Source organism: Synechococcus sp. O70.1 (assembly GCF_047462215.1).
GTDB lineage: Bacteria > Cyanobacteriota > Cyanobacteriia > Thermostichales > Thermostichaceae > Thermostichus.
On sequence record NZ_JANSIT010000009.1, the window covers coordinates 46,444 to 67,037 of the forward strand.

A 20,594-nucleotide genomic window follows, 5' to 3' on the forward strand; every position below is an offset into this window, starting at 1 on the left:
CCCTCTCACCCTACCGCGGTTTTCCCTTGCCGGAAACGGCAGCCATCCTAGGCATCTGCTCCAGCAGTAGATTGCTCAGGGCCAGCCAATCGCCCAGATCCAGCTCTTCGGCGCGCGCCGTGGGGCTGAGGCGGAGTTGGGCCAGAGCGGCGGCCACGGTCTCGCGATCCACGAGCCCTCTTAGAGCGTTGACAAGTTGCTTGCGGCGGGCAGAGAAGCCCTGGCAAACCAGTTGGGAGAACCAGCGGGGATCGTGGGCGGGGGTGGGGGCAGGGCGGGGAGTGAGGCGAACCACTGCTGACTCCACTTGGGGAGGAGGCTGGAAGGCGCTGGGGGGCACGCGGCAGATGAGCTCGCACTCAGCTAGGTAACGCACCCGTACACTCAAAGCGCCGTAGGCTTTGCTGCCGGGGCTGGCCTGCAAGCGATCAGCCAGCTCTTTTTGCACCATCAAGACGATGCGCTCAAACTGCCTCACCGGCTGGGCTGGGGATCCCAGAACTTTCTCCAAAATGGGGCCAGTGAGGTTGTAGGGGATGTTGGCCACCAGCAGGCGGGGCTGAGGCGGGAGCGGCAGGCGCAGAAAATCTCCCTCCAATAGCTGAAAGCGGGACTCGTTGGCAAAGCGCTTGCGCAGCAACTGGCACAGATCCCGATCGATCTCCACTGCCACCACCTGGGCGCCTTGGGCCAACAGCCGCCGTGTTAACTGCCCTGTACCTGGGCCAATCTCCAGCACCCAGGGGGGATCCCTGCCCTCTTGGGGTGGTGGCAACTGAGCGGCCTCCACAATTGCCGCGTGGACAGCAGGATCTTTGAGCCAATGCTGGCCAAAGCGCTTGCGGGGATAGGGCATGGGTGGGCTGTCGGCTGGAGAATCAGGGTGAGACCGGCGTCTTCTCCTGGGGCAGATCGGGATCCCTCCCTGGAAGAGGCTGGCGGTAGAGCGGCACGGTAAAGGTAACGGTGGAGCCCAATCCCTCTCCCAAGCTGTAGAAATGGATCTCCCCCCCCATTGCCTGCACCAGGCGTTGGCTGATGGCCAAGCCTAGGCCGGTGCCCCCGTACTGGCGAGTGGTGGAGCCATCTACCTGGGTAAAGGCCTGGAACAGCTTTTGCTGCTTTTCCAACGACACGCCGATCCCGGTGTCGATAACGCGAATGCGGGCCATCCCTGGCTCGCCAGGCAGGAGGTCTGCTCGCACCGTTACCGAACCCTTGGGGGTAAACTTGATGGCATTGCCCACTAGATTCAGCATCACCTGCAGCAGGCGTTGGTAGTCGCCGTAGAGCACAATGGGCTCCGCCCTGGGGGGCAGGTGAAAGCTGAGCTGCAATCCCTTTTGACTGGCCTGCAAACTGGTTTTGGCCTCCACATCCTTGAAGAGAGCTTGCAGGTCGCAGGGTTGAAACTGCAACTCCAGTTTGCCGGCTTCAATTTTGGCAATATCCAGCACGTCGTTGATTAAGGACAATAGGTGCAGGGCAGAGCGGTAGGCTTCCTGCAAAAAGTCCAGCTCCTCTTCCCGGCTTTCGGCCATTCCATCCAGTACCAGCCTAATGAAGCCGATGATGCTGTTTAAAGGGGTGCGCAGCTCGTGGGAGGTGTTGGCCAGAAATTGGCTTTTGAGTTGGTTGGCCGATTCTGCTTGGGCGCGGGCCAGCTCTAGCTCTTTGTTTTTCTGAAGCAAGGTTTGGTTAGCCAGTTGCAGACGGGTGGCCAGTTGGCGACTTTGTTCGAGCAACCTGGCGTGGGCAATGGCAGTACCCAAGTAGGTGGCAATAATCTGCAGCAGCTGGAAGTGGCCGGTCTGCCAGGCAGGAGCTGTCTTGGGGGGCAGCACTTCTAGCCAAAGCAAGCTGTTGGGATAGCTGCGGTAGCACATGGCCACGGCTAGGTGGCGTTCTGTTACCACTGGCTCTTCCTGTCTAAGGGCCTGGAGCAAATGGGGGTGATCTCCTAGCCGCAGCGTCTGGTTGAGCAGCGAGGGAGTTTCCGGATAGCGGCGGTACTCGGCGTTAACCGTCAGGAAATCCTGTCCCACCTCGTAGAGGGCAAGTAGACACCGATCCACCCCAAACAACTGCCCCAACTGTTCTACCGTCTGCTGGCACAGCTCGCGGATACCTGCCGAGTGGCCAATGCTGCGCAGAAGCTGAGCTGTAACCGCCTGGAGCGGCTCACCGTCCCTGAAGGAATAGGGCGACCTAGGAGTCTTGCTTGTCCCTCCAGCCAAGTTGAAGGGCGTTGCCCCCAGCACCCTGCCCACCACCGCAACAGCTACTACCTCCCCCTCTGTATCCCGCACGGGGTTGAGGCAAAGGTGCAAATGCAGCTTGTAGCGGGGCGAGAGGACTTGGCATTCGTGCTGCAGGGGCTCCCCTGCCGCAAACACCTGGCTGAGCTTGGCTTGGTACTCCTCCCCGTTCACCAACTCCCACCTCTGCTGGGCAGCCACAATCTGCTGCGGGTAGATGCCGTAGCTCTCAGCACCTTCCCAGTAAAAACTTTGAAAGCGCTGCTGGCGATCCTGCGTGTAGAGGATGAGATCCGGTCGAAGCACACCCACCTTGTTTGAGCTTTGAAAAACCAAGCTCTTGGGATCCAGAACTTAGGTTTTTGCAGAGGAAGCTGAGGTAGTGGGGTTGGAGTCTCTGTCGGCAAGGCGGGCAAAGAGCATTCGCCCTGCCGAGGTCTGAATGGAGCCAGTAACCACGACCGAGCGAGTTTTGCCTACGGCCCGCTGTCCCTCTTCCACCACCACCATCGTGCCATCTTCCAGATAGCCTACCCCCTGGCCTGGCTCCTTGCCCTCACGAGTAATCTTGATGTCGAAGCTATCCCCAGCGATGTAGATAGGCCGCAAAGCCTCAGCCAGCTCGTTGACATTCAGCACCTTGATCCCTTGCAGCAGAGCTACCTTCTTTAGGTTGTAGTCAGTGGTTACCAGCATCCCGCCCACACTTTGGGCAAGGCGCACCAGCTTCTCGTCGACGGTGTTTAGGTCAGGGTAGTTGGCTTCGTGGATAACAAAGCAGTTGGGGTTGGCCTGGCGAAGGGCCTGCAGCGTATCCAGCCCCCTCCGACCCCGCTCCCGTTTTTGGGGATCGGCCTTGTCAGCAATGGCCTGTAGCTCGGCAATCACAAAGCGAGGAACGACTAGCGTTCCCTCCAGAAAGCCCTTCTCAATCAACTGAGCCACGCGCCCGTCAATGATGGAGCTGGTATCCAAAACCTTGGGGCTGGCTGCCACCACACTCCCTTCTGCTGCCGCCTGTAGGGCATAGTTAGGGTTGAATAGGCGCAACAGCGCCGGGCCGTGGGTATCGGCCAAACTCACTCCCAAGTAGGCAAAGGAGAGGCTAAAGAAGACAGAGGCCAGGGGTTCCAGAAAATTGTTCAGCTCCTGGGGCAGGGGCAGTAAATAGACAGGAGCCATAGCCAAGTTGGCAATCACCAGGCCAATGACCAATCCTACCGAGCGGCTAATCAGCACATCCGGTGGCAGCGAGCGCACGTTGGCCTCGAAGCGGCGGTAGCCCCAGCGCACCAGGGATCCCAGCGCCAAACCTGCCAAGGCCCCAAAGCCGCCAGTAACCACGCGCGCCCCTTCGACGTTGGCTCCTTCAAGAGCAGCAGGGGGGAGCAGATCTAGGCCGTAGAACCCAAGGCCCGAGCCCGCTAAGATGAAGATGGCAATGAGTAAAATGTCCAACATGGCGCGGAAAGTGCCCCTGCTGGGAATGGCAAGCTGTCAGCAAGGGGCAAACCTGCCCCCTATTCTAGTCTTCGGGCTGGAGGCGGATCTCCTCCCCAAACTCTAGAAAAAGGAGGCTATGCTGAAAAAGGGCGATCCCTGGCTGGCTTAAGTGCTAGTCAAGCTTAACGCCACCAATCAAGGTCTGAGCAAGCTAGAAGGAACCATGGCCCAAACCTTAGAACTAACTGCCGAAAATGTGGAAAAGGTCCTCAACGAGCTGCGCCCCTATCTGCAAGCTGATGGCGGCAATGTAGAGCTGGTGGAGATCGATGGCCCAGTGGTGAAGCTGCGCCTGCAGGGGGCCTGTGGCGCCTGCCCCAGTTCTACCCTAACCCTGAAGATGGGCATTGAGCGCAAGTTGCGGGAGAGGATCCCCGACATCCTAGAAGTGGAGCAGGTGTTCTGAGGATCCCTGCCCCGAGGACTTTGGGCTGAATTCCCCTCTCTTGCGAGGGTAGCTGTCTCCTCTTTTGTTGTTGCCAGCACATGCCGATTCTTCTCTCCATCGCCATCCTAGCCCTCCTCATTCTGGTGCACGAGGCGGGCCACTTCGCAGCAGCCAAACTGCAAGGGATCCACGTCAACCGCTTTTCGCTGGGGTTTGGCCCCGTGCTGTGGCGCTACCAGGGCAAGGAAACAGAGTATGCCATTCGCGCCCTGCCCTTGGGAGGCTACGTAGGGTTTCCTGACGATGACGAGCGCTCCCCCTACCCCCCCGATGACCCGAATCTCTTGAAAAACCGCCCCCTTGCGGATCGCCTGGTGGTGATGAGTGCCGGAGTGCTGGCCAACTTGGCCTTTGCCTACCTGGTGCTGGTGCTGATGTTTGCTCTGCTAGGGATCCCCTCGGTTACCCGCATCCAGCCCGGCATTCTCATTGCTCAGGTAATGCCAGGTAGCCCGGCAGAGCGGGCGGGCCTGCAGGCAGAAGATGTGGTGCTGCGGGCAGCTGACCACGACTACAGCGACCTTGCCGATGCCGCCTCGGCCTTGGCGGCCCTCAACGATTTTCAGACGCTCATCCGCAGTAGCGAAAACCAACCCGTTCCCCTGCAGGTGCGACGAAGGGAAAAAGAAGCGCTGCTGGAGATTACCGTAATCCCGGAGCGGCAAGGGGAGAAGGTAGCCATTGGGGTTAGCCTAGCGCCCAATCAGGAGGTGAACCTGCGCCCAGCCCAAAACCTGGGGGAGATCCTGACGGAAGCTGGAAACGCCTACCAGCGCTTGGTGATGATGAATCTCACTGGCCTGCAGGAGCTGCTGCGGAACTTCCAAAACACCGCTACTCAGATATCCGGGCCGGTGGGGATCGTCAAGATTGGCGCAGACCTAGCGCGGGATGACGTTGCCAGCTTGTTGAATTTCACTGCCTTGATTAGCATCAACTTGGCCGTCCTTAACCTGTTGCCCCTCCCTGGCTTGGATGGAGGCCACATTGCCTTTTTGATCTTGGAAGCCATCCGTGGCAAGCGGCTGCCCAAGGAGGTCGAAGAGCGGGTGATGCAGACAGGCTTGGCGCTTCTCCTAGGGCTGGGAGTGTTCCTAATCTTCAAAGATACTCTTGCCATTGTCACCGGGTCGGGCTAGTTGCCAATGACCAGCAAGCGGGCTTTGCGCCAAAGAGCCTTGGAGATTTTGCTGCGCCTGAAGCGCCATTACCCCAACTCCAAGTGTACTCTCCACTACCAGACGCCGCTGCAACTGCTGGTGGCGACGATTTTGTCAGCCCAGTGCACTGACGAGCGGGTTAACCAGGTAACCCCAGAGCTGTTTCGCCGCTTCCCCGATGCCCAGGCTCTGGCCACAGCCCCGCGGGAGGAGATTGAGGCTCTAATTCGGCCCACCGGCTTCTACCGCAACAAGGCCAAACACATCCAAGAGGCCTGCCGCAAGATCTTGACAGACTTTGGCGGCCAGGTGCCGCGCACCATGCCGGAGTTGCTCACCCTGCCAGGAGTGGCCCGCAAGACGGCCAACGTGGTACTAGCCCATGCCTTTGGCATTAACGCTGGCGTAACGGTCGATACCCACGTCAAGCGCCTCAGCCGCCGCCTTGGCCTTACCGAGCACGAGGACCCCGTGCGCATTGAGCGGGATCTCATGCAGCTGCTGCCGCAGGTGGATTGGGAGAATTGGTCCCTTCGCCTTATCGAGCATGGCCGAGCTATCTGCACCGCCCGCCAGCCTCTCTGCCAGCAGTGCTTCCTAGCTGATCTCTGCCCCACTGCCTCCCTTCTAAAGCCGGAGGCAGCTGCCAATTGAAATCCGCAGGAGCTGGCCCTCTCTCCGGAGGGAGTCCTCAAGCCCCTGCTTTTTACCTCGGTATGAGCGCGGTCACGCTACCCCAGCATCACCTTGGGAGAGAGCAACAGCGTCAGGGATCCCTGGCCACAATCAATGCGCCCTTGAGCAAAGCGCACGCGAGCCAGGCCTGCTTTCTTGAGGGTAATGGCCTCGGGATGGGCTGGCTGTAGCCCAATGGCTGCCTGTACCCAGAGGCTCAGATCCGGCTGGTGGCCAACTACCGCCAGCGAGGTGAAGGGATCCCGCTCCGTCTGCCAGCGCACCAAGTCGGCAAAGCTGCCGCCGGGGGCCAACGGCTCAAACACTTCCAGGGCTTCGGCCAAGTTCTCGTCCAAGAAGATCTCTGCCGTCTGCCGCGCTCTGACCAGAGGACTGGTGAGCAGGAAATCCCACTTCCAGCCCATGCTCCTGAGCTGGCGGGCAATTTTGCGACAGCGCTGGCGGCCTTTATCCGTTAGGGCGCGCAGGCTATCCTCCTTCCCTGGTTGGGGCTCTTCGGCTATGCCGTGGCGAACAAAATCCACGGTCACTGCCCTGCCTGTTACCTGACTGTTGTTGTCTGGTTCAAGCTCAAACACCATCGGCACCCGGCAACCTTTCACGTTCCTCCTAGGATACCTTGCCCTGCTCGGGAAAAGCCCAGTGGCGACCCTAGTTGTGATACGATAACTAGGATACTAGATGATGTTTTAGGAGTTCCCCAGGCATGTCTGCGGCAATAGATATTGCTGATGCTACCTTTGAAGCCGAGGTGCTGCGCAGTGAGATTCCAGTTTTGGTTGATTTTTGGGCACCCTGGTGCGGCCCATGCCGGCTGGTAGCTCCTGTGGTGCAGGAGATAGCAGAGCAGTATGCTGGTAAAATCAAGGTTGTAAAAATCAATACCGACGAAAATCCCCAAACTGCCAGTCAGTACGGCGTTCGGAGTATTCCTACCCTGATTCTCTTCAAAGGTGGCCAAAAGGTAGATGTGGTGGTTGGCGCCGTTCCCAAGGCAACGCTGACCACGATTTTGGAAAAGCACCTTGGAGCCTCTGCCGAGGGCTAAGGTTTTGGCCAAGACCAGGGATCTTGCCGGCTCTCCACCAGAAGGCAAGTCCTCCAGCCGGGGGAGCCTATTGCAGTAAAAGTGGGTAAAAGAAGTAGACAGAGGATTCTGGATCCCAGCTTGACGGATTCTCTTTCCTTGCTGCTGCAAGAGATTTTTTCCAGTGCGGAAGCTCGTCTCAAGCAGTTACACCACCCCAACCGAACAGCTTGGTTGCGGATCTTGCGGTCGCTGCAGCGGATGGGATCCCTGAAGCTCAGCCGTCTGGACGCCAAGATTCTGGCAGCTACGCTTGAGGATCTGGAGCAGGGTTTTGCCACCTTCCAAAACTACACCCATCGGCGCAAGGTAACAGTCTTTGGCTCGGCGCGTCTAGGGGAGGACAGCCCCGAGTACCAGCAGGCGCAGCTACTTGCCCACCGCATTAGTCAGCTAGGCTTCATGGTGCTGACAGGGGGCGGCGGCGGCATCATGGAAGCCGGTAACCGGGGGGCGGGGCAAGAAAACTCGTTTGGGCTGAATATTCAGCTGCCCTTTGAGCAGGTAGCCAACCCTTTCATTGCCGCCAGCGACCGGGTCATTAACTTTAAGTACTTCTTTTCTCGCAAACTTTTCTTTGTCAAGGAAACAGATGCCCTAGTGCTGTTTCCTGGCGGCTTTGGCACCCAGGATGAGGCTTTTGAGTGTCTGACCCTGATGCAGACCGGGAAGACCAAGCTGATGCCGCTGGTGCTGGTGGACAGGCAAGGCGGCTGCTACTGGAAAGAATGGGATGAATATGTGCGAGAGCACTTGCTCAGCCGCGGCCTAATCAGCTCCGAGGATCTCCACCTTTACTCCCTAACTGACGATGTCGAGGAGGCCTGTCAGCAGATTGTCGATTTCTATCGCATCTTTCACAGCAATCGCTACGTGGGGGAGCTTTTGGTTTTGCGCTTAAACACCAAGCTTTCACCGGAAGCCCTAGAAATTTTAAACCAAGAGTTTGCTGACATTCTCGAGTCGGGCCGGATTGAGCAAACAGAGGCTCTGCCCGAGGAAGCTGAGGAAGACATTGCCCATCTGCCGCGGCTAGTAATGCGCTTTAACCAGCGCAGCTTTGGGCGGCTGTGGCAAATGGTGCGCCGAATCAACAAGCTCCCTCCCGAAAGGTCAGAGCCTTTGATGCAGCCTGAACAAAAGTAGCATCAATCCCAATGGGCCGGTTGTTTGTCAAAATCTGCGGCATCACGCGGCAGGATCAGGCGGAGGCCATTGCGGCGCTGGGGGTAAGCGCCCTAGGGTTTGTGGCCGTGCCCAACACGCCGCGCTATTTGCCTCTTTCGGCAGCGCGCTGGGTGGGATCCCTGCCCCGCCATGTGGAAAAGGTAGGGGTTTTTCTGGATCAGGATCCCGGCACCATCGCCACCTGGGTGGAAACGGCTGGCCTCACGGCTGTTCAGCTTCACGGCCAGGAATCTCCAGAGATGTGTCGGCAACTGGGAGAGTGGCTCCCCGGCATCCGCCGCATCAAGGCCCTGCGCATCCGGTGCCCAGCAGACCTGGAGGTGGCCGACCTCTACCGCGACTGTGTAGAGACCTTACTGCTGGATGCCTATCACCCCCAACGGGCAGGTGGCACTGGGCAAACGCTCAACTGGTCGGAACTGGCCTCCTGCTCTCTGCCCTTGCCCTGGCTTCTGGCTGGTGGCCTCAACCCAGACAATGTTCTGCAAGCGCTCAGCCACCTTCAGCCTGCCGGCATCGATCTCTCCAGCGGTGTCGAACGCCAGCCGGGCGACAAAGACCTAGACAAAGTCCGGCGTCTGCTGCAGCAGTTAGCATCCCAAGGTTGGGCAATCGCCCCTGGCCAGTCTCAACCCCCTGCAAGCCAGGGAGGCTCGCGCCCGATCCCTACTGCAGGGATCGAAGGTCCAGCCCTGGCTCAAACCTCACCTCTTTCACCTCTCCAAACCGTCCCATCAGTCCCAGAGGGCGATCGTTGAAGGTCACCAGCACCCCGCCCGCATTGCCAGTGCGCAGCACGATCGATCGCTCGGCTTCCCAGTTCAGCTCCGCCCCTGGCTGTAGGGTAGCCTCAAAAACAGTTTTTCCGTCGACAATAACCCGCAGCCAAGAAGGATGTTCCACCACGCGAATATCAAGGCGCACTGGCTTGCGCTGCTGGGCTTCCAAGACGTCGGGGAAAACCCCCTCGATGCGCGTCCATTGCTCTAGGGTAGGAAACATCTGGCGAAGGGTCGGCTCGGGGTCTGGCTTGCGCTCAGAGGAGTTGGCCGCCGGCGGCTGTAGCTGGGATCCCTCACCGACCGAACGGCTAGCCAGCCACTGCCCAAAGGGATTGCCCCTGCTCTCCAAAAAAGCCGACAGCCCTCCCACCGCCAGCACGACTAGCCCCACATAGGCAGCCCAGAGGTGGAAGGGTCGCAAAGCAAAGGCGGGCTGTTCGCCAACAGCAGTTCGCGGAGGTGAGGCAGAGGGCATTTTGGCCGATAGCAGCGGCAACGCTTGCCGAGATAGCCTTTCGCCATCCAGCCCTAGGTAGTTAGCGTAGCGTTTAATGAAGCCTTGCACGTAGACTGGCTCCGGCAAGCGGCTTAAGTCGGCTTCCTCCAGGGCCTGCAGGTATTGGGAGCGGATGAAGGTATCGTTAGCTACCTCTGTCAACGTCAGCCCCCGTGCCTCCCGTGTTTGCCGCAACAGGGATCCCAGAGCTTCTAGAGAGTGTGCTGGTTCCTGCATCGTCGCTTACCTGTGAACGCACACTCAGGTAACATCCTCCCCCCAATTCACGGGAGATGCCTGACACGCATATGGTAACGTACCCCAAGATGGGATTCATGCAGATCGCGCTCCCCTACTCTCTGAGCGCTTGGGCATTGTCAGCAAACGAGGCCAGCAAAGCCTGAACCTCCTGGGGCTCCAACCGGCGAAACTGACCTGGCTTGAGGTTGCCAAGGCGCAGCGGACCAATCGCCTCCCGGTGTAAGCTGAGCACAGGATGGCCCAGTTGCTCGGCCACCCGCCGAATTTGCCGCTTACGGCCCTCAAACAAGACCACCCTCAGCCAAGAGGAGTTGGAGTTTCTTCTATTTCCAAAAGGGGGCGGATCACAAAACTCCACCACTGCCGGCAGAGTGGTAGACCCATCCAAATCGACGCCCTCCCGCCACCGTTGTAGCGTGGCCTGGCTAGGGCGCCCCTGCACCTGCACCCGATAGGTCTTGGGCAGATGATAGCGCGGGTGGGTCAGCTTCAGGGTCAGGTCGCCGTCGTTGGTGAGCAGCAAAGCGCCACTGCTGTCAGCGTCCAGCCGACCCACTGGATAGAGACGGATCTGCCGGTTCCAGGGTGGCGGAAGCAGATCCAGGACGGTCTTGCGCCCCCAGGGATCCTTGCAGGTAGACAAGACCCCCCGGGGCTTGTGCAGGAGCAAAACGTAGCGGGCCGGATCCCCGCAGGAGATTGCCTGCCCATCCACTTCGATGCAATCCCGTTCCGGATCGGCTTTAAAGCCCAGCTCGGTGACCACCTTCCCATTGACCCGAATGCGCCCGGCCAGGATCCAGGCTTCCACCTGGCGGCGGGAAGCTAGCCCCTGCCGAGCCAAAAGCTTCTGGAGCCGCTGGGGTGCTGCCATAGGCACTGGGTAGCAAAGGAAGCAGAACCTTACCTCCTAGGAGGAGGCGGGTGTGGTGCCGGCTCTGGGCAGATAACTGGAGGAAGAGCTGTAGGACACCTTAAGCCTAACAAATCCTAGAACTTTGCGGTTGCTAACCTCTCAAAAGGCAACCGATGAGCTATCGCCCTGCTGGACTGCAAGGTTCACCAACCGGTTGCGGCCTCTTAGGCAGCAGGACGGGTCTCCTCTTACCTCCTGCAACCCGCGATGGTTAAGGGCTGAAATGGTGCAGCTACTGGCCGCCCAACTCCTCGGCCTCGCCACCATCCCCCTCTTCAACCGTTTCCTGGTCTTTGGAGGAGGATCCCTGCTGTCGAGCCTCGGCTTCCCGTTTCAGTTGGTTGAGTAGGGCCAAGACTCGGGACCCCCGTTCCAAGGAGCGATCTTGTAAAAACACCACCGTCGGCACTCGTCGCAGGCCCAGCCGCTGGCCAATCTCCCGCCGCACGAAGGGAGTGGCGGCGGCCAAACCCTCCATTGTTTGCCGCTGGGCTGCTTCGTCACCATAGATGCTGACGAAGATGCGGGCGTTTTGCAGGTCGCTGGAAACCTCTACGTCCACAATGCTGACCATGCCCGCCCCCACGCGGGCATCCTTGATCTCCGAGAGCAGGATCTGGCTAACCTCCCGCTTGATCTGCTCGGCTACCCGGGCTACCCGTCGCTCTGTTGCCATTTTTCGATCCTCAGGTTCCTATCCTCTGCAAACTTCGGCCCTTGGGGAGTGCTGACTTCTCTGCGCCATGTTCTCAGAACAGTAGCAGATGCTACGCGCCTCTTCTCCTTCCCCTTCTATTTTGGGTCAATGTCCACCCTCTCCTGAGTAGGAATACCTAAAGCCAGCGATGGATGGAGACAAGGTGATCAAAACCCCAGAGGCGCTGCGGCGCTCCGTGGAGCAGTTCATGCTCGATGTAACGGAGCCGCTCGATCCGCTACTTGCCCTCAAGCTAACTCAGGTGGTGGTGATGCTGGGAGATACAGCTTACGCCATGGGCTACAGCGATGGCCAGCGAAGTCTCTGCCCTGGCCGTCTTTTGGGAGATAGACACTGCCGGCAGCCTGAGGGGAATTGAAGAGAGGAAGGAAAAGCAGCCAAGATGGGATCCAGTTGCTTGGCCTCCTATGACTTCCCTGGTTCTCCTCTGGCATCGCCGCGATCTGCGCCTAGGAGACAACACAGCCCTCCATGGGGCAGCCCAGCGCAGCCCCCAGGTAGTGCCGGTTTTCGTTTTCGACCCCCAACTCCTGCAGCGGGCAGACATGGCCCCAGCCCGGGTGGCGTTTCTGCTCCAGGCGTTGCAGGAGCTGCAGGAGCGCTACGCCCAGATGGGGATCCCACTCCTGTGGCGGCGGGGAGATCCAGCCGTGGAGCTGCGGCAGTTGGCCGCCGAGCTGGGAGCGCAGGCCGTGTTTTGGAACGAGGATCTGGATCCCTGGGCTCGGCAGCAGGAGAGTCGGGTGCGGGCCAGCTTGGCGGAAGCTGGGATCCCGTCTTTTTCTTACCAAGATATGCTGCTGCACGGGCCAGGGGAAGTGTTGACCCAGGCGGGGGAGCCCTACTCGGTTTTTACCCCTTTCTGGCGCCGCTGGTCTAGCTTGCCCAAGCCGGATCCCTTCCCCATCCCCAAGGGTCTGCAGCCGTTGTCCAGCCTGAAAGCCCAACCTCTGCCCAGCTTGGCGGATCTGGGCTTTGTCTGCGGTCAGCGGATCCCGGCCGCGGGTGAGAGTGTAGCTCAGAGGCTTCTAGAGGATTTCTGCCAGGGCCTGCGCATTTTCGAGTACGAGCGAGCCCGCGACTTCCCCGCCGAGCAGGGCACCTCTCTTCTTAGTCCCCACCTCTGCTGGGGAACCATCGGCATTCGGCGGGTGTGGCAGGCCACCTGTGAAGTGGAAGCGGAGGCCCGCAGCGAAGAGGCCGAGAGCAGCCTGCGCACGTGGCGGCAGGAGCTGTGCTGGCGCGAGTTTTACAAGCATGTCTTGGCCCACTGGCCCCATGTGGAAAGCGGAGCCTACCAACGAGCCTTTGATGCGCTGGAATGGGACAACCGCCAGGACTGGTTTCAGGCCTGGTGCGCCGGCCAGACGGGCTACCCCATTGTGGATGCGGCCATGCGCCAGCTCAACGAAACTGGCTGGATGCACAACCGCTGCCGCATGATCGTGGCCAGCTTTTTAACCAAGGATCTCCTCATCGACTGGCGCTGGGGGGAGCGCTACTTCATGCAAAAGCTTGTAGACGGGGATCTGGCTGCCAACAACGGCGGCTGGCAGTGGAGCGCCGGTGTGGGCACAGATCCCAGGCCCCTGCGCATCTTCAACCCAGCCACCCAGGCGGCCCGCTACGACCCAGAGGGGGAGTATATCCGCCGCTACCTGCCGGAGCTAGCGGGGCTGGATACCCCAGCTTTGCTGTGGGTGGGGAATGATCCCAAGGGATCCTGGGCTCTGCAGGAGCGGCGGCGCTGCGGCTACCCGGATCCCATCGTGGATCACAAGGTGCAGCAGCAGGAGTTCAAACGGCGCTACCAGGCGGTGCAGCAGGGGTACTCCAATCTGACAAGACGTGGCAAGGACTCCTCGTCACTCCCAGAAGCGCTCCGCGCCGCCAGCAGGTTTGCGACAGCGTTGCGTAGCAATAAAAAAGGGGATCCGAGGGATCCCCGCCAATCCCCACTTGCTTGAGACTACCGCCTTAGCTCGCTGGGGATGGGCTCCCCGAAGAGCACGAAGTAGAGAATCCGATAAATGTCCGTGTTCAGGATCCCGGTGGTCGGCACCAACTCTCGAGCGTTCAAGCCCGCAGCGCGAGCAATGACTCCACTGCCGACGTCATCTCCGCTAGCCCAAGCCACGGCAAAGGGAAAGCGCTTGCCATTTTTGTCGGGAGCGGAAATGAACGGCTTGCTACCGGTGCCGTCAACCCCGTCAATGGGGGCACCACTGCCTTCGGGGTCAGTAGTGGGCAACGGCTCCTCGGCAGACTCGACATCCACCAGCTGCATCCCGCCAGCATTGCTGTCGCTGGTGGTGATCATGAAGGTCTTGGGATTCTTCTCGATGAAGTTGAGAATCACCCCAATGGCATCGTCAGCCCGCTTCATGGCCTCCAGGCAGCCGGAAACGTTGAGGTTGTTGCACATGTTATCAGTGCCCTCTTCTTCGATGACGGCGAAGAAGCCCTTAGGATTGCGGGAGATCCGCGCCAGGGCAAACTGTGTCATCTCGGCAATGGTGGGGGCGCTGGCGATGTAGTTGGGCAAGTTTTCTTTCCGCAACTCTTCTTCAGGCTTGTCGTAGAAGGTGTCCTCGACGTTGAACACCCCCAAAACCTTGGAGACATTTGCCGGCAGCTTCAGCAGCTCGTCGTGGGTGTAGACAACGGCGTACCCCTTTTTCTTGGCCTCCTCAATCAGGTTGCGGCCATCCTTGCGCTTCCCTTTGCCAAAGCGGCCCTGGACACCTTCCGGTAGCAGCCATTCCTCGCCACCCCCCAGGATGATGTCTACCCCTGACTCCACCACCTGCAGGGCAATCTCCTCATAGTCGCTGCGCTTGGCAACTTCGGCAACGAAGGCAGCCGTCCCCGGCTCAATGATGGATCCCGTTTGCACCAGAGCCGTACCCAAGCCTGCCGCCACAGCCTCTTCCATGATCGTGTTCAGGGTGCCGTTGGCAGAGGGGTACTCCTTGCCGTCCGGATCCAACCCAAAGCTCTTGGCGTGGACACGGGTTCCTGTGGCATGGGTCACCGCTCCGCCGTTGGAATTTCCCCCAAGCTGGTCGAGATGGTGCCCGCGATAGGGGGCAATCACGGATAGGGGGCAATCACGGGGAGACGATCCCAGTTCAGAAAGCCATCGGGGCCGTAGTAGAGAATGCGCGTGATGTCCCAGTGGGAAGCTGAGGTTCCATCTGGGCGAAAGAAGATTGCACCGTTGCCGGTTGGCTTAGGCGCCGCTTGAGCCACACTAGAGGAAAAAACTGACGAGGACAGCAGACACAAAGTTGCAGCCAAAGCCGCCCTCAGAGAATAGCTACGCATAGCTAACACGCCCTTGCTCGTTCGAAGCTGAACGTCAAGGAAAGTAACACAGCCTTGAACAGTTAGCAAGAGCGCGCGCAAATGCTCCTGCAGAACTTACCTGCAGCGACAATCCGCCTCTCAGGTCTACTACTTGGCCGGGGCAGGTTGCGAGGTCTATACCTAGAGTTAACTATCTCTTAACTGCCTCATAACGTCAAGGCTTCTCGTAGAGCTTTATAGCCGTCTTCCAGTCAAGCTGTTCTTTTGGGAGCAGGCGTCGAACTCTTGGCCTGCCAGGACCGCCTAAGCTGTCTAAGGTGGTGTTGCCAACGCTGCAGTTCCCCGGCTTCCAGCGGGATCCCGCCAAAGCGTACTTCCAGGTAGCGCTGCAGGAACCGGATGGCCAGTTCAACCTGAGGCAAGTCGGCCTGGCGCAAGTGTTCTAGGCAAGCTTCTGGCCCTAGGTGGGCGGGGATCCCCACCGCCGTCGCCAGATCCCGCAGTTGCAGATAAAGCCTTGAGATGACCTGGCGGCGCCGCTGGGACTTGGGTAGAGCCGCCGGGATCCAGCGCATCCCGGCAAAGGCCAGACTCGGCAGCAAGAGGCCAACCATCCAGGTGGGCCAGGGGGGCGGAGGCTGCCACAGGGATCCCATCACCACCCCATTGGCGGCAGTGGCCAACAGAATCCACCCCCCATCCTGCCAGCGCAGGGCCTGATAGCGGCGGCGGCGACCCCAGTAGGCCATGGAACTGGTGATTAAAATCACCCCCACCAGCGGCAGGCCGTTTTGCTGCAGCGCTTGCCCCCAGCCCACCAGGCTGCGGCGGAAGACGGCGACGACATCCTCTTGCTTTTGGGGAGCAGTCACGCGGCTGGCCAGCTCTTGGATTTGCCGCCAGATCTGCCGCTGGGTAAATAGGTCGTACTGAATCACATACTTAAACCAGCGAAAGCGCAGGCTGTCGTAGAAGTCTAGGATGGGATCCCACCCGCTTTGCCGCTGGCTAACATTGGCCTCTGCCGGCGTGGCATCGAAGATGATCCATCCATAGGGGCCAAAGGGGATCTCCGTCCAAGAATGGGCATCGGCGTTGCGCACCGCCAAGTACTTCTCCTGCGCCACCCAGCGACCGCCCAAAAAGCCATTCACCATCCGGGCCGGGATGCCAAGGCTGCGGGCCAGTATCGTCAGAGCGGTGGCAAAGTATTCGCAGTGGCCGCGGCGATGGGTAAACAAAAAAGCCTCCAAAGGCGGCTCGGCACCGGGATCCGGCAAATTGGTGGTGTAGGCGTAGTTCTCTAGCAGGTAGTTCCGCAGAGCCGTTACCTTGCCAAAGACATCGGGGATCCCAGCCGTGATCTCCTCTGCCAAGGCGGGAATGCGCGGATCCAGATCTTCTGGCAACTGCAGATAGGCTTGTTGCTGGACTGGGTCAAGAGCGCTCAGCAGCTCCTCCCGGCCAAGCTGGCGCAGGCGGGGTTCCAGATCCCGTGGGATCCGGCTCACGGCACGGTAGAGATAGGGCATCCGGGGGGGCAGAGAATGGCTGACATCTCCAGTCTCGCGCAGGAGCAGGCGGCGGTTTTGCCATTGCCACCTCTGCTGTGGAGTCATCGCCCCACCTCGATCCAGCCATTCCACCTCCACCAGCGGCGCCACCCCAAAAACGGTGTTGGTGTCCAGCGGCTCTAGGTAGATGAGCTGCTCCAGCGGAAAGAACTGCAGGTCGGAGGCAGCAGGGATCAAGGGGGAGGCCGAGAGCTCAAAAACCCCTGCCGCGTTGGGGAAAATCGAGAGCGAGCGATCCAGCGTCCGCGACCAAGCCCGCCCGTCGTAGCGATCAAAGCTCATGCCACGCCAGTAGAGAGACTCCACCTGGGGCGGCACCCCTGCCGGCAACTCCACCCGCATGACAACGGTGTTGTCAGTCTTGAGGGTGCCAAACTCCCCCAGGCTGACCTCTTCGGCAAAGCCAGTGGTCATCACTGGGGAGCGGGCTTGCCGGCCTAAGATCCCCAAGCCGACGCGCGGAAACAGGAAAAACAAAGCCACTGACAGGACCATGGCCAGCAAGGCCAGGGATCCAAGAAACCCCAGAAAGCCAAGGTCGATCCTGCGGACTTGGCTGGCCGCCTGCGGGTGCTGCTCGGCTTGGAGGCGCAGATGATAAAGGGTGAGGTTAACTAGCCCTACCCCCACGTAAAGCAGGAAGAGGAGTCCAAAGCTGATATCTTGGTTGAACAGGGTGGCAATCGCCATCAACAGCAGCGACAACACCGCCAACTGGATGTAATCTGCTGCCCGCTCCCGCTGAAACAACTTGGCCCCCGTTAGGTAGAGCACCAGGCCAATGGCCCCATCCGAAAGCTGCAGGAAGCCCGAGAGCACCAACGCCGCCAAGCTGACCAACACGCTCACCGTCAGCGGCATCCAGAGGGGCGCATAGCGGGCAAAGCTAATTCGGGGTGGCTCCCAGAACCAACTGCCCACCCCCGCCGCCAAGCAGAGGGCGATAACCGCCGGCGACAGGGCCTGATCTCCAAGGCAGAGGGCCGTGAAGGCGATCCCCACCAGCAGGTAGATGAAGACTTTTTGGACAGCAAGCAGCGGCCAGGTCATGGGCTAGGTTGCTTCGGGATCCCTCAAGTGGCCCTTCCAAGATAGCCAAGTCTTTTTCCTTCTCCTGCCCACGATAGACCCAGCTTGCTGGTACCCCTTCTCGATTGGAGAAGACAGACCTCTGCCGCGGCACTAGAATCGTTAATGTTCCTTAACTTTCGTTGTTTTTCGACCTGCGCTGCGCACAGAGGGGACGAGATGTCCGGCCAGAACGAAATCCACGTGGTGGGGGCGCGGCAGCACAACCTCAAGAACATCGAGCTGCGGATCCCGCGCAATCGCCTGGTGGTGTTTACGGGCGTCTCCGGGTCCGGCAAGTCTTCGCTGGCCTTTGACACCATTTTTGCCGAGGGGCAGCGGCGCTATGTGGAGTCCCTCAGTGCCTATGCGCGGCAGTTTCTAGGGCAACTGGACAAGCCGGATGTGGATCGCATCGAGGGCTTGAGCCCGGCCATTGCCATCGACCAAAAGTCCACCAGCCACAACCCCCGCTCCACGGTGGGCACCGTTACCGAGATCTACGACTACCTGCGGCTGCTCTACGGGCGGGCCGGGATTCCGCACTGCCCCCATTGCGACCGGGTGATCGCTCCCCAGACGGTGGATCAAATGGTGGATCAGATCCTGGCCTTGCCGGATCGGACGCGCTTTCAGCTGCTTGCGCCTGTGGTGAGGGGGAAAAAGGGCACCCACGCAGCGCTCCTGCAAAGCCTGCGCCAGCAGGGATTTGTGCGGGTGCGTGTCGACGGCCAGGTATGGGATCTCAGCGAAGAGATCACCTTGGACAAAAACAAGACCCACACTATCGAGGTGGTGGTGGATCGGCTGGTCAAGGGCCCCGACATGGCAGAGCGGCTGGCCGATTCCCTGACCACCTGTCTGCGCCAGTCGGGGGGACTGGCGGTAGTGGAGCTCTTGCCCCGCGAGGAGGAGCGGGAACATCTGTTGCAAAAAGTAGCCGAGGTGGTGGGGCAGTACCTCAACGGCAAGCCGACGGAGCTGATCTTCTCTGAGCAATTTGCCTGCCCCGAACATGGCTCGGTGCTGAGCGAGCTGTCGCCGCGGCTGTTTTCCTTCAACTCGCCCATTGGCGCTTGTCCTGTCTGTCACGGCTTGGGCTTTGAGCCCATCTTCGACCCCGACCGCATCGTGCCCGATCCCAAACTTCCCCTCTACGCGGCCATCGCACCTTGGGCCGAGCGGGAGAACCCCTACTACCTGGCGTTGCTGGCAGGGGTCGCCAAGGCCTTTGGCTTTGACCTCAGCAGCCGCTGGTGCGACCTCACGCCCGAGCAGCAGCAAATCCTCCTCTACGGCACCGACCAGGAGATCTACGTTGAGGCAGAATCCCCCTACCGGGGCCGGGGCTACTACCGTCGCTACGAAGGGGTGATCCCGCAGTTGCAGCGGCACTACCAAGAAACCACCTCCGAGACCTACCGGCAAAAGCTGGAAACCTACCTCACCTACCGCCCCTGTGCGGCCTGTGGGGGGGCTCGCCTTCGCCCTGAGGCCCTGGCAGTGCGCGTCGGCGGCTACCGTATCACCGATCTCACCGAGGTCTCTATCCGGGAGTGCCTACACCGCCTAGAGCATTTGAAGCTCACCCCTCGCCAGGCGCAGATTGCCGAGCTGGTGCTGCGGGAGATCAAAACCCGGCTGCAGTTTTTGATCGACGTGGGCCTTGACTACCTCACCTTGGCCCGCCCGGCCATGACCCTTTCGGGGGGTGAAGCGCAGCGGATCCGGCTGGCTAGCCAGATTGGCTCTGGCCTGACGGGCGTGCTCTACGTGCTAGACGAACCCTCCATTGGCTTGCACCAACGGGATAACCACCGCCTTTTGCAGACCCTGTTTCGCCTACGGGATCTGGGCAACACCCTAATCGTGGTGGAGCACGACGAGGAAACCATCCGCGCCGCCGACCACATCGTGGACATCGGCCCTGGAGCTGGCATTCACGGGGGGGAAGTGGTGGCCCAAGGGTCTCTAGCCAACATCCTGGCCTGCGAGCGCTCCATGACCGGAGCTTACCTTTCGGGGCGGAGGCGGATCCCTACCCCTGCCCAGCGCCGACCGGGGAAAGGGGTTGCCCTCAAGCTCACCAATGCCCACAAAAACAACCTCAAACACATCGATGTGGAGATCCCGCTCGGCAAACTAGTCTGTGTTACGGGGGTCTCCGGCTCCGGCAAGTCCACCTTGGTCAACGAGTTGCTCTACCCTGCCCTGCAGCACTACCTTGGCCAGAAGGTGCCCAAGCCGGCGGAAATGGGGGAGTTGCACGGCATCGAGCACATCGACAAGGTTATTGTCATCGACCAATCCCCCATTGGCCGCACCCCTCGCTCCAACCCTGCCACCTACACGGGTCTGTTTGATCCCATCCGCCAAGCCTTTGCCCAGACTCGGGACGCCAAAGCCAGAGGCTATCAAGCTGGCCACTTCTCCTTCAACGTCAAGGGCGGGCGCTGCGAAGCCTGCAAAGGGCAAGGGGTGAACGTGATTGAGATGAATTTCCTGCCCGATGTGTATGTTACCTGCGAAGTCTGCGGCGGCAAGCGCTACAGCCGCGAGACCCTCCAGGTCAAGTACAAGGGCAAAAACATCGCCGAAGTCCTGGATATGACGGTGGGAGAGGCGCTGGAGTTTTTCGCTGCCCTGCCCCCTGCGGCCAAGATCCTGCAGACCCTGGCCGATGTGGGCCTCGACTACATCAAGCTGGGTCAGCCGGCTCCAACCCTCTCGGGTGGGGAAGCCCAGCGGGTGAAGCTGGCCGCAGAACTGGCCCGCCGCTCCACCGGCAAAACCCTTTATCTACTGGATGAACCCTCCACCGGCCTGTCGTTTTACGATGTTCACAAACTTTTGAACGTCCTGCAGCGGCTGGTGGATGCGGGCAACACCGTGCTGGTGATCGAGCACAACCTGGACATTCTCCGCTGTGCCGACTGGATCATCGACCTGGGGCCGGAAGGGGGCGACCAGGGCGGCCAGATTGTTGCTGTTGGCACCCCGGAAGAAGTAGCCGAACACCCGGGATCCCATACAGGGCGGTACCTGAAGCAGGTTTTGCAGCAACACCCCCCCGGCCAGTGAGCACCCCTTTCGATTGGGCTGCTGCTTTTCAGGACCCAGCAGCTCTGAG

Annotated in this window: 17 protein-coding genes and 3 pseudogenes; 9 read left to right on the forward strand and 11 right to left on the reverse strand. The window is 60.1% G+C overall.

Annotated features, from left to right (window positions below; genetic code table 11):
* Positions 1-10 precede the first annotated feature (10 nt).
* From rsmA to NW833_RS06995, 3 genes are read right to left on the reverse strand one after another with little or no spacing between them, the layout of a single operon-like run.
* Complete coding sequence (gene rsmA, locus NW833_RS06985; protein ID WP_414411988.1) at positions 11-856, reverse strand: 16S rRNA (adenine(1518)-N(6)/adenine(1519)-N(6))-dimethyltransferase RsmA; 846 nt, start codon at positions 854-856, stop codon at positions 11-13.
* Positions 857-878: 22 nt separating this feature from the next.
* Complete coding sequence (locus NW833_RS06990) at positions 879-2,564, reverse strand: ATP-binding protein (RefSeq protein ID WP_414411989.1); 1,686 nt, start codon at positions 2,562-2,564, stop codon at positions 879-881.
* Positions 2,565-2,612: 48 nt separating this feature from the next.
* Positions 2,613-3,719, reverse strand: a complete 1,107-nt coding sequence (locus tag NW833_RS06995; protein ID WP_414411990.1) for a PIN/TRAM domain-containing protein — start codon at positions 3,717-3,719, stop codon at positions 2,613-2,615.
* A 205-nt stretch (positions 3,720-3,924) separates the two neighbouring features.
* Between NW833_RS06995 and NW833_RS07000 the strand changes: the two genes are divergently transcribed.
* The 3 genes from NW833_RS07000 (at position 3,925) to nth (ending at position 6,023) form a co-directional block, all read left to right on the forward strand.
* Positions 3,925-4,167, forward strand: coding sequence for a NifU family protein (locus NW833_RS07000; protein ID WP_414396728.1), 243 nt, complete (start codon positions 3,925-3,927; stop codon positions 4,165-4,167).
* An 80-nt stretch (positions 4,168-4,247) separates the two neighbouring features.
* Positions 4,248-5,348, forward strand: coding sequence for an RIP metalloprotease RseP (rseP, locus tag NW833_RS07005; RefSeq protein ID WP_414396730.1), 1,101 nt, complete (start codon positions 4,248-4,250; stop codon positions 5,346-5,348).
* Between the two features lie 6 nt (positions 5,349-5,354).
* Positions 5,355-6,023, forward strand: coding sequence for an endonuclease III (nth, locus tag NW833_RS07010; protein ID WP_414405029.1), 669 nt, complete (start codon positions 5,355-5,357; stop codon positions 6,021-6,023).
* 77 nt (positions 6,024-6,100) lie between these two features.
* Here nth and sixA read toward each other — a convergent pair whose 3' ends face one another.
* On the reverse strand, positions 6,101-6,646 hold the full coding sequence (gene sixA, locus NW833_RS07015; RefSeq protein WP_414411991.1) for a phosphohistidine phosphatase SixA: 546 nt from the start codon (positions 6,644-6,646) through the stop codon (positions 6,101-6,103).
* A gap of 125 nt (positions 6,647-6,771) precedes the next feature.
* Between sixA and trxA the strand changes: the two genes are divergently transcribed.
* The 3 genes and pseudogenes from trxA to NW833_RS07030 form a co-directional block, all read left to right on the forward strand.
* Positions 6,772-7,113 carry a thioredoxin gene (gene trxA, locus NW833_RS07020; protein ID WP_414396739.1) on the forward strand — a complete coding sequence of 114 codons (342 nt, stop codon included), beginning with the start codon at positions 6,772-6,774 and terminating at the stop codon, positions 7,111-7,113.
* 120 nt (positions 7,114-7,233) lie between these two features.
* Positions 7,234-8,298 carry a TIGR00730 family Rossman fold protein gene (locus NW833_RS07025; RefSeq protein ID WP_414411992.1) on the forward strand — a complete coding sequence of 355 codons (1,065 nt, stop codon included), beginning with the start codon at positions 7,234-7,236 and terminating at the stop codon, positions 8,296-8,298.
* A gap of 11 nt (positions 8,299-8,309) precedes the next feature.
* Positions 8,310-8,936, forward strand: a pseudogene (locus tag NW833_RS07030) (phosphoribosylanthranilate isomerase); the annotation flags it as partial.
* A 70-nt stretch (positions 8,937-9,006) separates the two neighbouring features.
* Here the strand turns inward: NW833_RS07030 and NW833_RS07035 are convergent.
* From NW833_RS07035 to rbfA, 4 genes and pseudogenes are all read right to left on the reverse strand, one after another.
* Complete coding sequence (locus tag NW833_RS07035) at positions 9,007-9,597, reverse strand: DUF4115 domain-containing protein (RefSeq protein ID WP_414412024.1); 591 nt, start codon at positions 9,595-9,597, stop codon at positions 9,007-9,009.
* Between the two features lie 45 nt (positions 9,598-9,642).
* A pseudogene (locus tag NW833_RS07040) lies at positions 9,643-9,855 on the reverse strand (helix-turn-helix domain-containing protein); the annotation flags it as partial.
* Positions 9,856-9,970: 115 nt separating this feature from the next.
* On the reverse strand, positions 9,971-10,753 hold the full coding sequence (locus NW833_RS07045; protein WP_414411993.1) for a pseudouridine synthase: 783 nt from the start codon (positions 10,751-10,753) through the stop codon (positions 9,971-9,973).
* A 274-nt stretch (positions 10,754-11,027) separates the two neighbouring features.
* Entirely contained in the window at positions 11,028-11,471 is a 444-nt protein-coding gene (gene rbfA / locus NW833_RS07050) for a 30S ribosome-binding factor RbfA (protein WP_414405032.1), read from the reverse strand.
* Between the two features lie 169 nt (positions 11,472-11,640).
* Between rbfA and NW833_RS07055 the strand changes: the two genes are divergently transcribed.
* Positions 11,641-11,871, forward strand: a complete 231-nt coding sequence (locus NW833_RS07055; protein WP_414396749.1) for a hypothetical protein — start codon at positions 11,641-11,643, stop codon at positions 11,869-11,871.
* A 49-nt stretch (positions 11,872-11,920) separates the two neighbouring features.
* Positions 11,921-13,336 (forward strand): annotated as a pseudogene (locus tag NW833_RS07060) (cryptochrome/photolyase family protein); the annotation flags it as partial.
* 146 nt (positions 13,337-13,482) lie between these two features.
* Here NW833_RS07060 and NW833_RS07065 read toward each other — a convergent pair.
* The 3 genes from NW833_RS07065 to NW833_RS07075 form a co-directional block, all read right to left on the reverse strand.
* On the reverse strand, positions 13,483-14,610 hold the full coding sequence (locus tag NW833_RS07065) for an alkaline phosphatase (protein ID WP_414411994.1): 1,128 nt from the start codon (positions 14,608-14,610) through the stop codon (positions 13,483-13,485).
* Positions 14,607-14,765, reverse strand: coding sequence for a hypothetical protein (locus NW833_RS07070; protein ID WP_414411995.1), 159 nt, complete (start codon positions 14,763-14,765; stop codon positions 14,607-14,609). The genes NW833_RS07065 and NW833_RS07070 overlap by 4 nt, the downstream gene beginning before the upstream one ends.
* 308 nt (positions 14,766-15,073) lie before the next feature.
* The gene (locus tag NW833_RS07075) at positions 15,074-17,446 is read right to left on the reverse strand and encodes a DUF3488 and DUF4129 domain-containing transglutaminase family protein (protein ID WP_414411996.1); all 2,373 of its coding nucleotides are present in this window, start codon (positions 17,444-17,446) and stop codon (positions 15,074-15,076) included.
* A 198-nt stretch (positions 17,447-17,644) separates the two neighbouring features.
* On the opposite strand from NW833_RS07075, the gene uvrA reads away from it, so the two are divergent.
* Entirely contained in the window at positions 17,645-20,545 is a 2,901-nt protein-coding gene (gene uvrA, locus NW833_RS07080; RefSeq protein ID WP_414411997.1) for an excinuclease ABC subunit UvrA, read from the forward strand.
* Positions 20,546-20,594: the final 49 nt, after the last annotated feature.

Excerpts from the sequence above, each read along its gene's own strand:
- rsmA (WP_414411988.1), bottom strand. The coding sequence starts at position 856 with ATGCCCTATCCCCGCAAGCGCTTTGGCCAGCATTGGCTCAAAGATCCT.
- NW833_RS06995 (WP_414411990.1), bottom strand. The coding sequence starts at position 3,719 with ATGTTGGACATTTTACTCATTGCCATCTTCATCTTAGCGGGCTCGGGC.
- NW833_RS07000 (WP_414396728.1), top strand. The coding sequence starts at position 3,925 with ATGGCCCAAACCTTAGAACTAACTGCCGAAAATGTGGAAAAGGTCCTC.
- rseP (WP_414396730.1), top strand. The coding sequence starts at position 4,248 with ATGCCGATTCTTCTCTCCATCGCCATCCTAGCCCTCCTCATTCTGGTG.
- nth (WP_414405029.1), top strand. The coding sequence starts at position 5,355 with ATGACCAGCAAGCGGGCTTTGCGCCAAAGAGCCTTGGAGATTTTGCTG.
- sixA (WP_414411991.1), bottom strand. The coding sequence starts at position 6,646 with ATGGTGTTTGAGCTTGAACCAGACAACAACAGTCAGGTAACAGGCAGG.
- trxA (WP_414396739.1), top strand. The coding sequence starts at position 6,772 with ATGTCTGCGGCAATAGATATTGCTGATGCTACCTTTGAAGCCGAGGTG.
- NW833_RS07035 (WP_414412024.1), bottom strand. The coding sequence starts at position 9,597 with ATGCCCTCTGCCTCACCTCCGCGAACTGCTGTTGGCGAACAGCCCGCC.
- NW833_RS07045 (WP_414411993.1), bottom strand. The coding sequence starts at position 10,753 with ATGGCAGCACCCCAGCGGCTCCAGAAGCTTTTGGCTCGGCAGGGGCTA.
- rbfA (WP_414405032.1), bottom strand. The coding sequence starts at position 11,471 with ATGGCAACAGAGCGACGGGTAGCCCGGGTAGCCGAGCAGATCAAGCGG.
- NW833_RS07055 (WP_414396749.1), top strand. The coding sequence starts at position 11,641 with ATGGATGGAGACAAGGTGATCAAAACCCCAGAGGCGCTGCGGCGCTCC.
- NW833_RS07075 (WP_414411996.1), bottom strand. The coding sequence starts at position 17,446 with ATGACCTGGCCGCTGCTTGCTGTCCAAAAAGTCTTCATCTACCTGCTG.
- uvrA (WP_414411997.1), top strand. The coding sequence starts at position 17,645 with ATGTCCGGCCAGAACGAAATCCACGTGGTGGGGGCGCGGCAGCACAAC.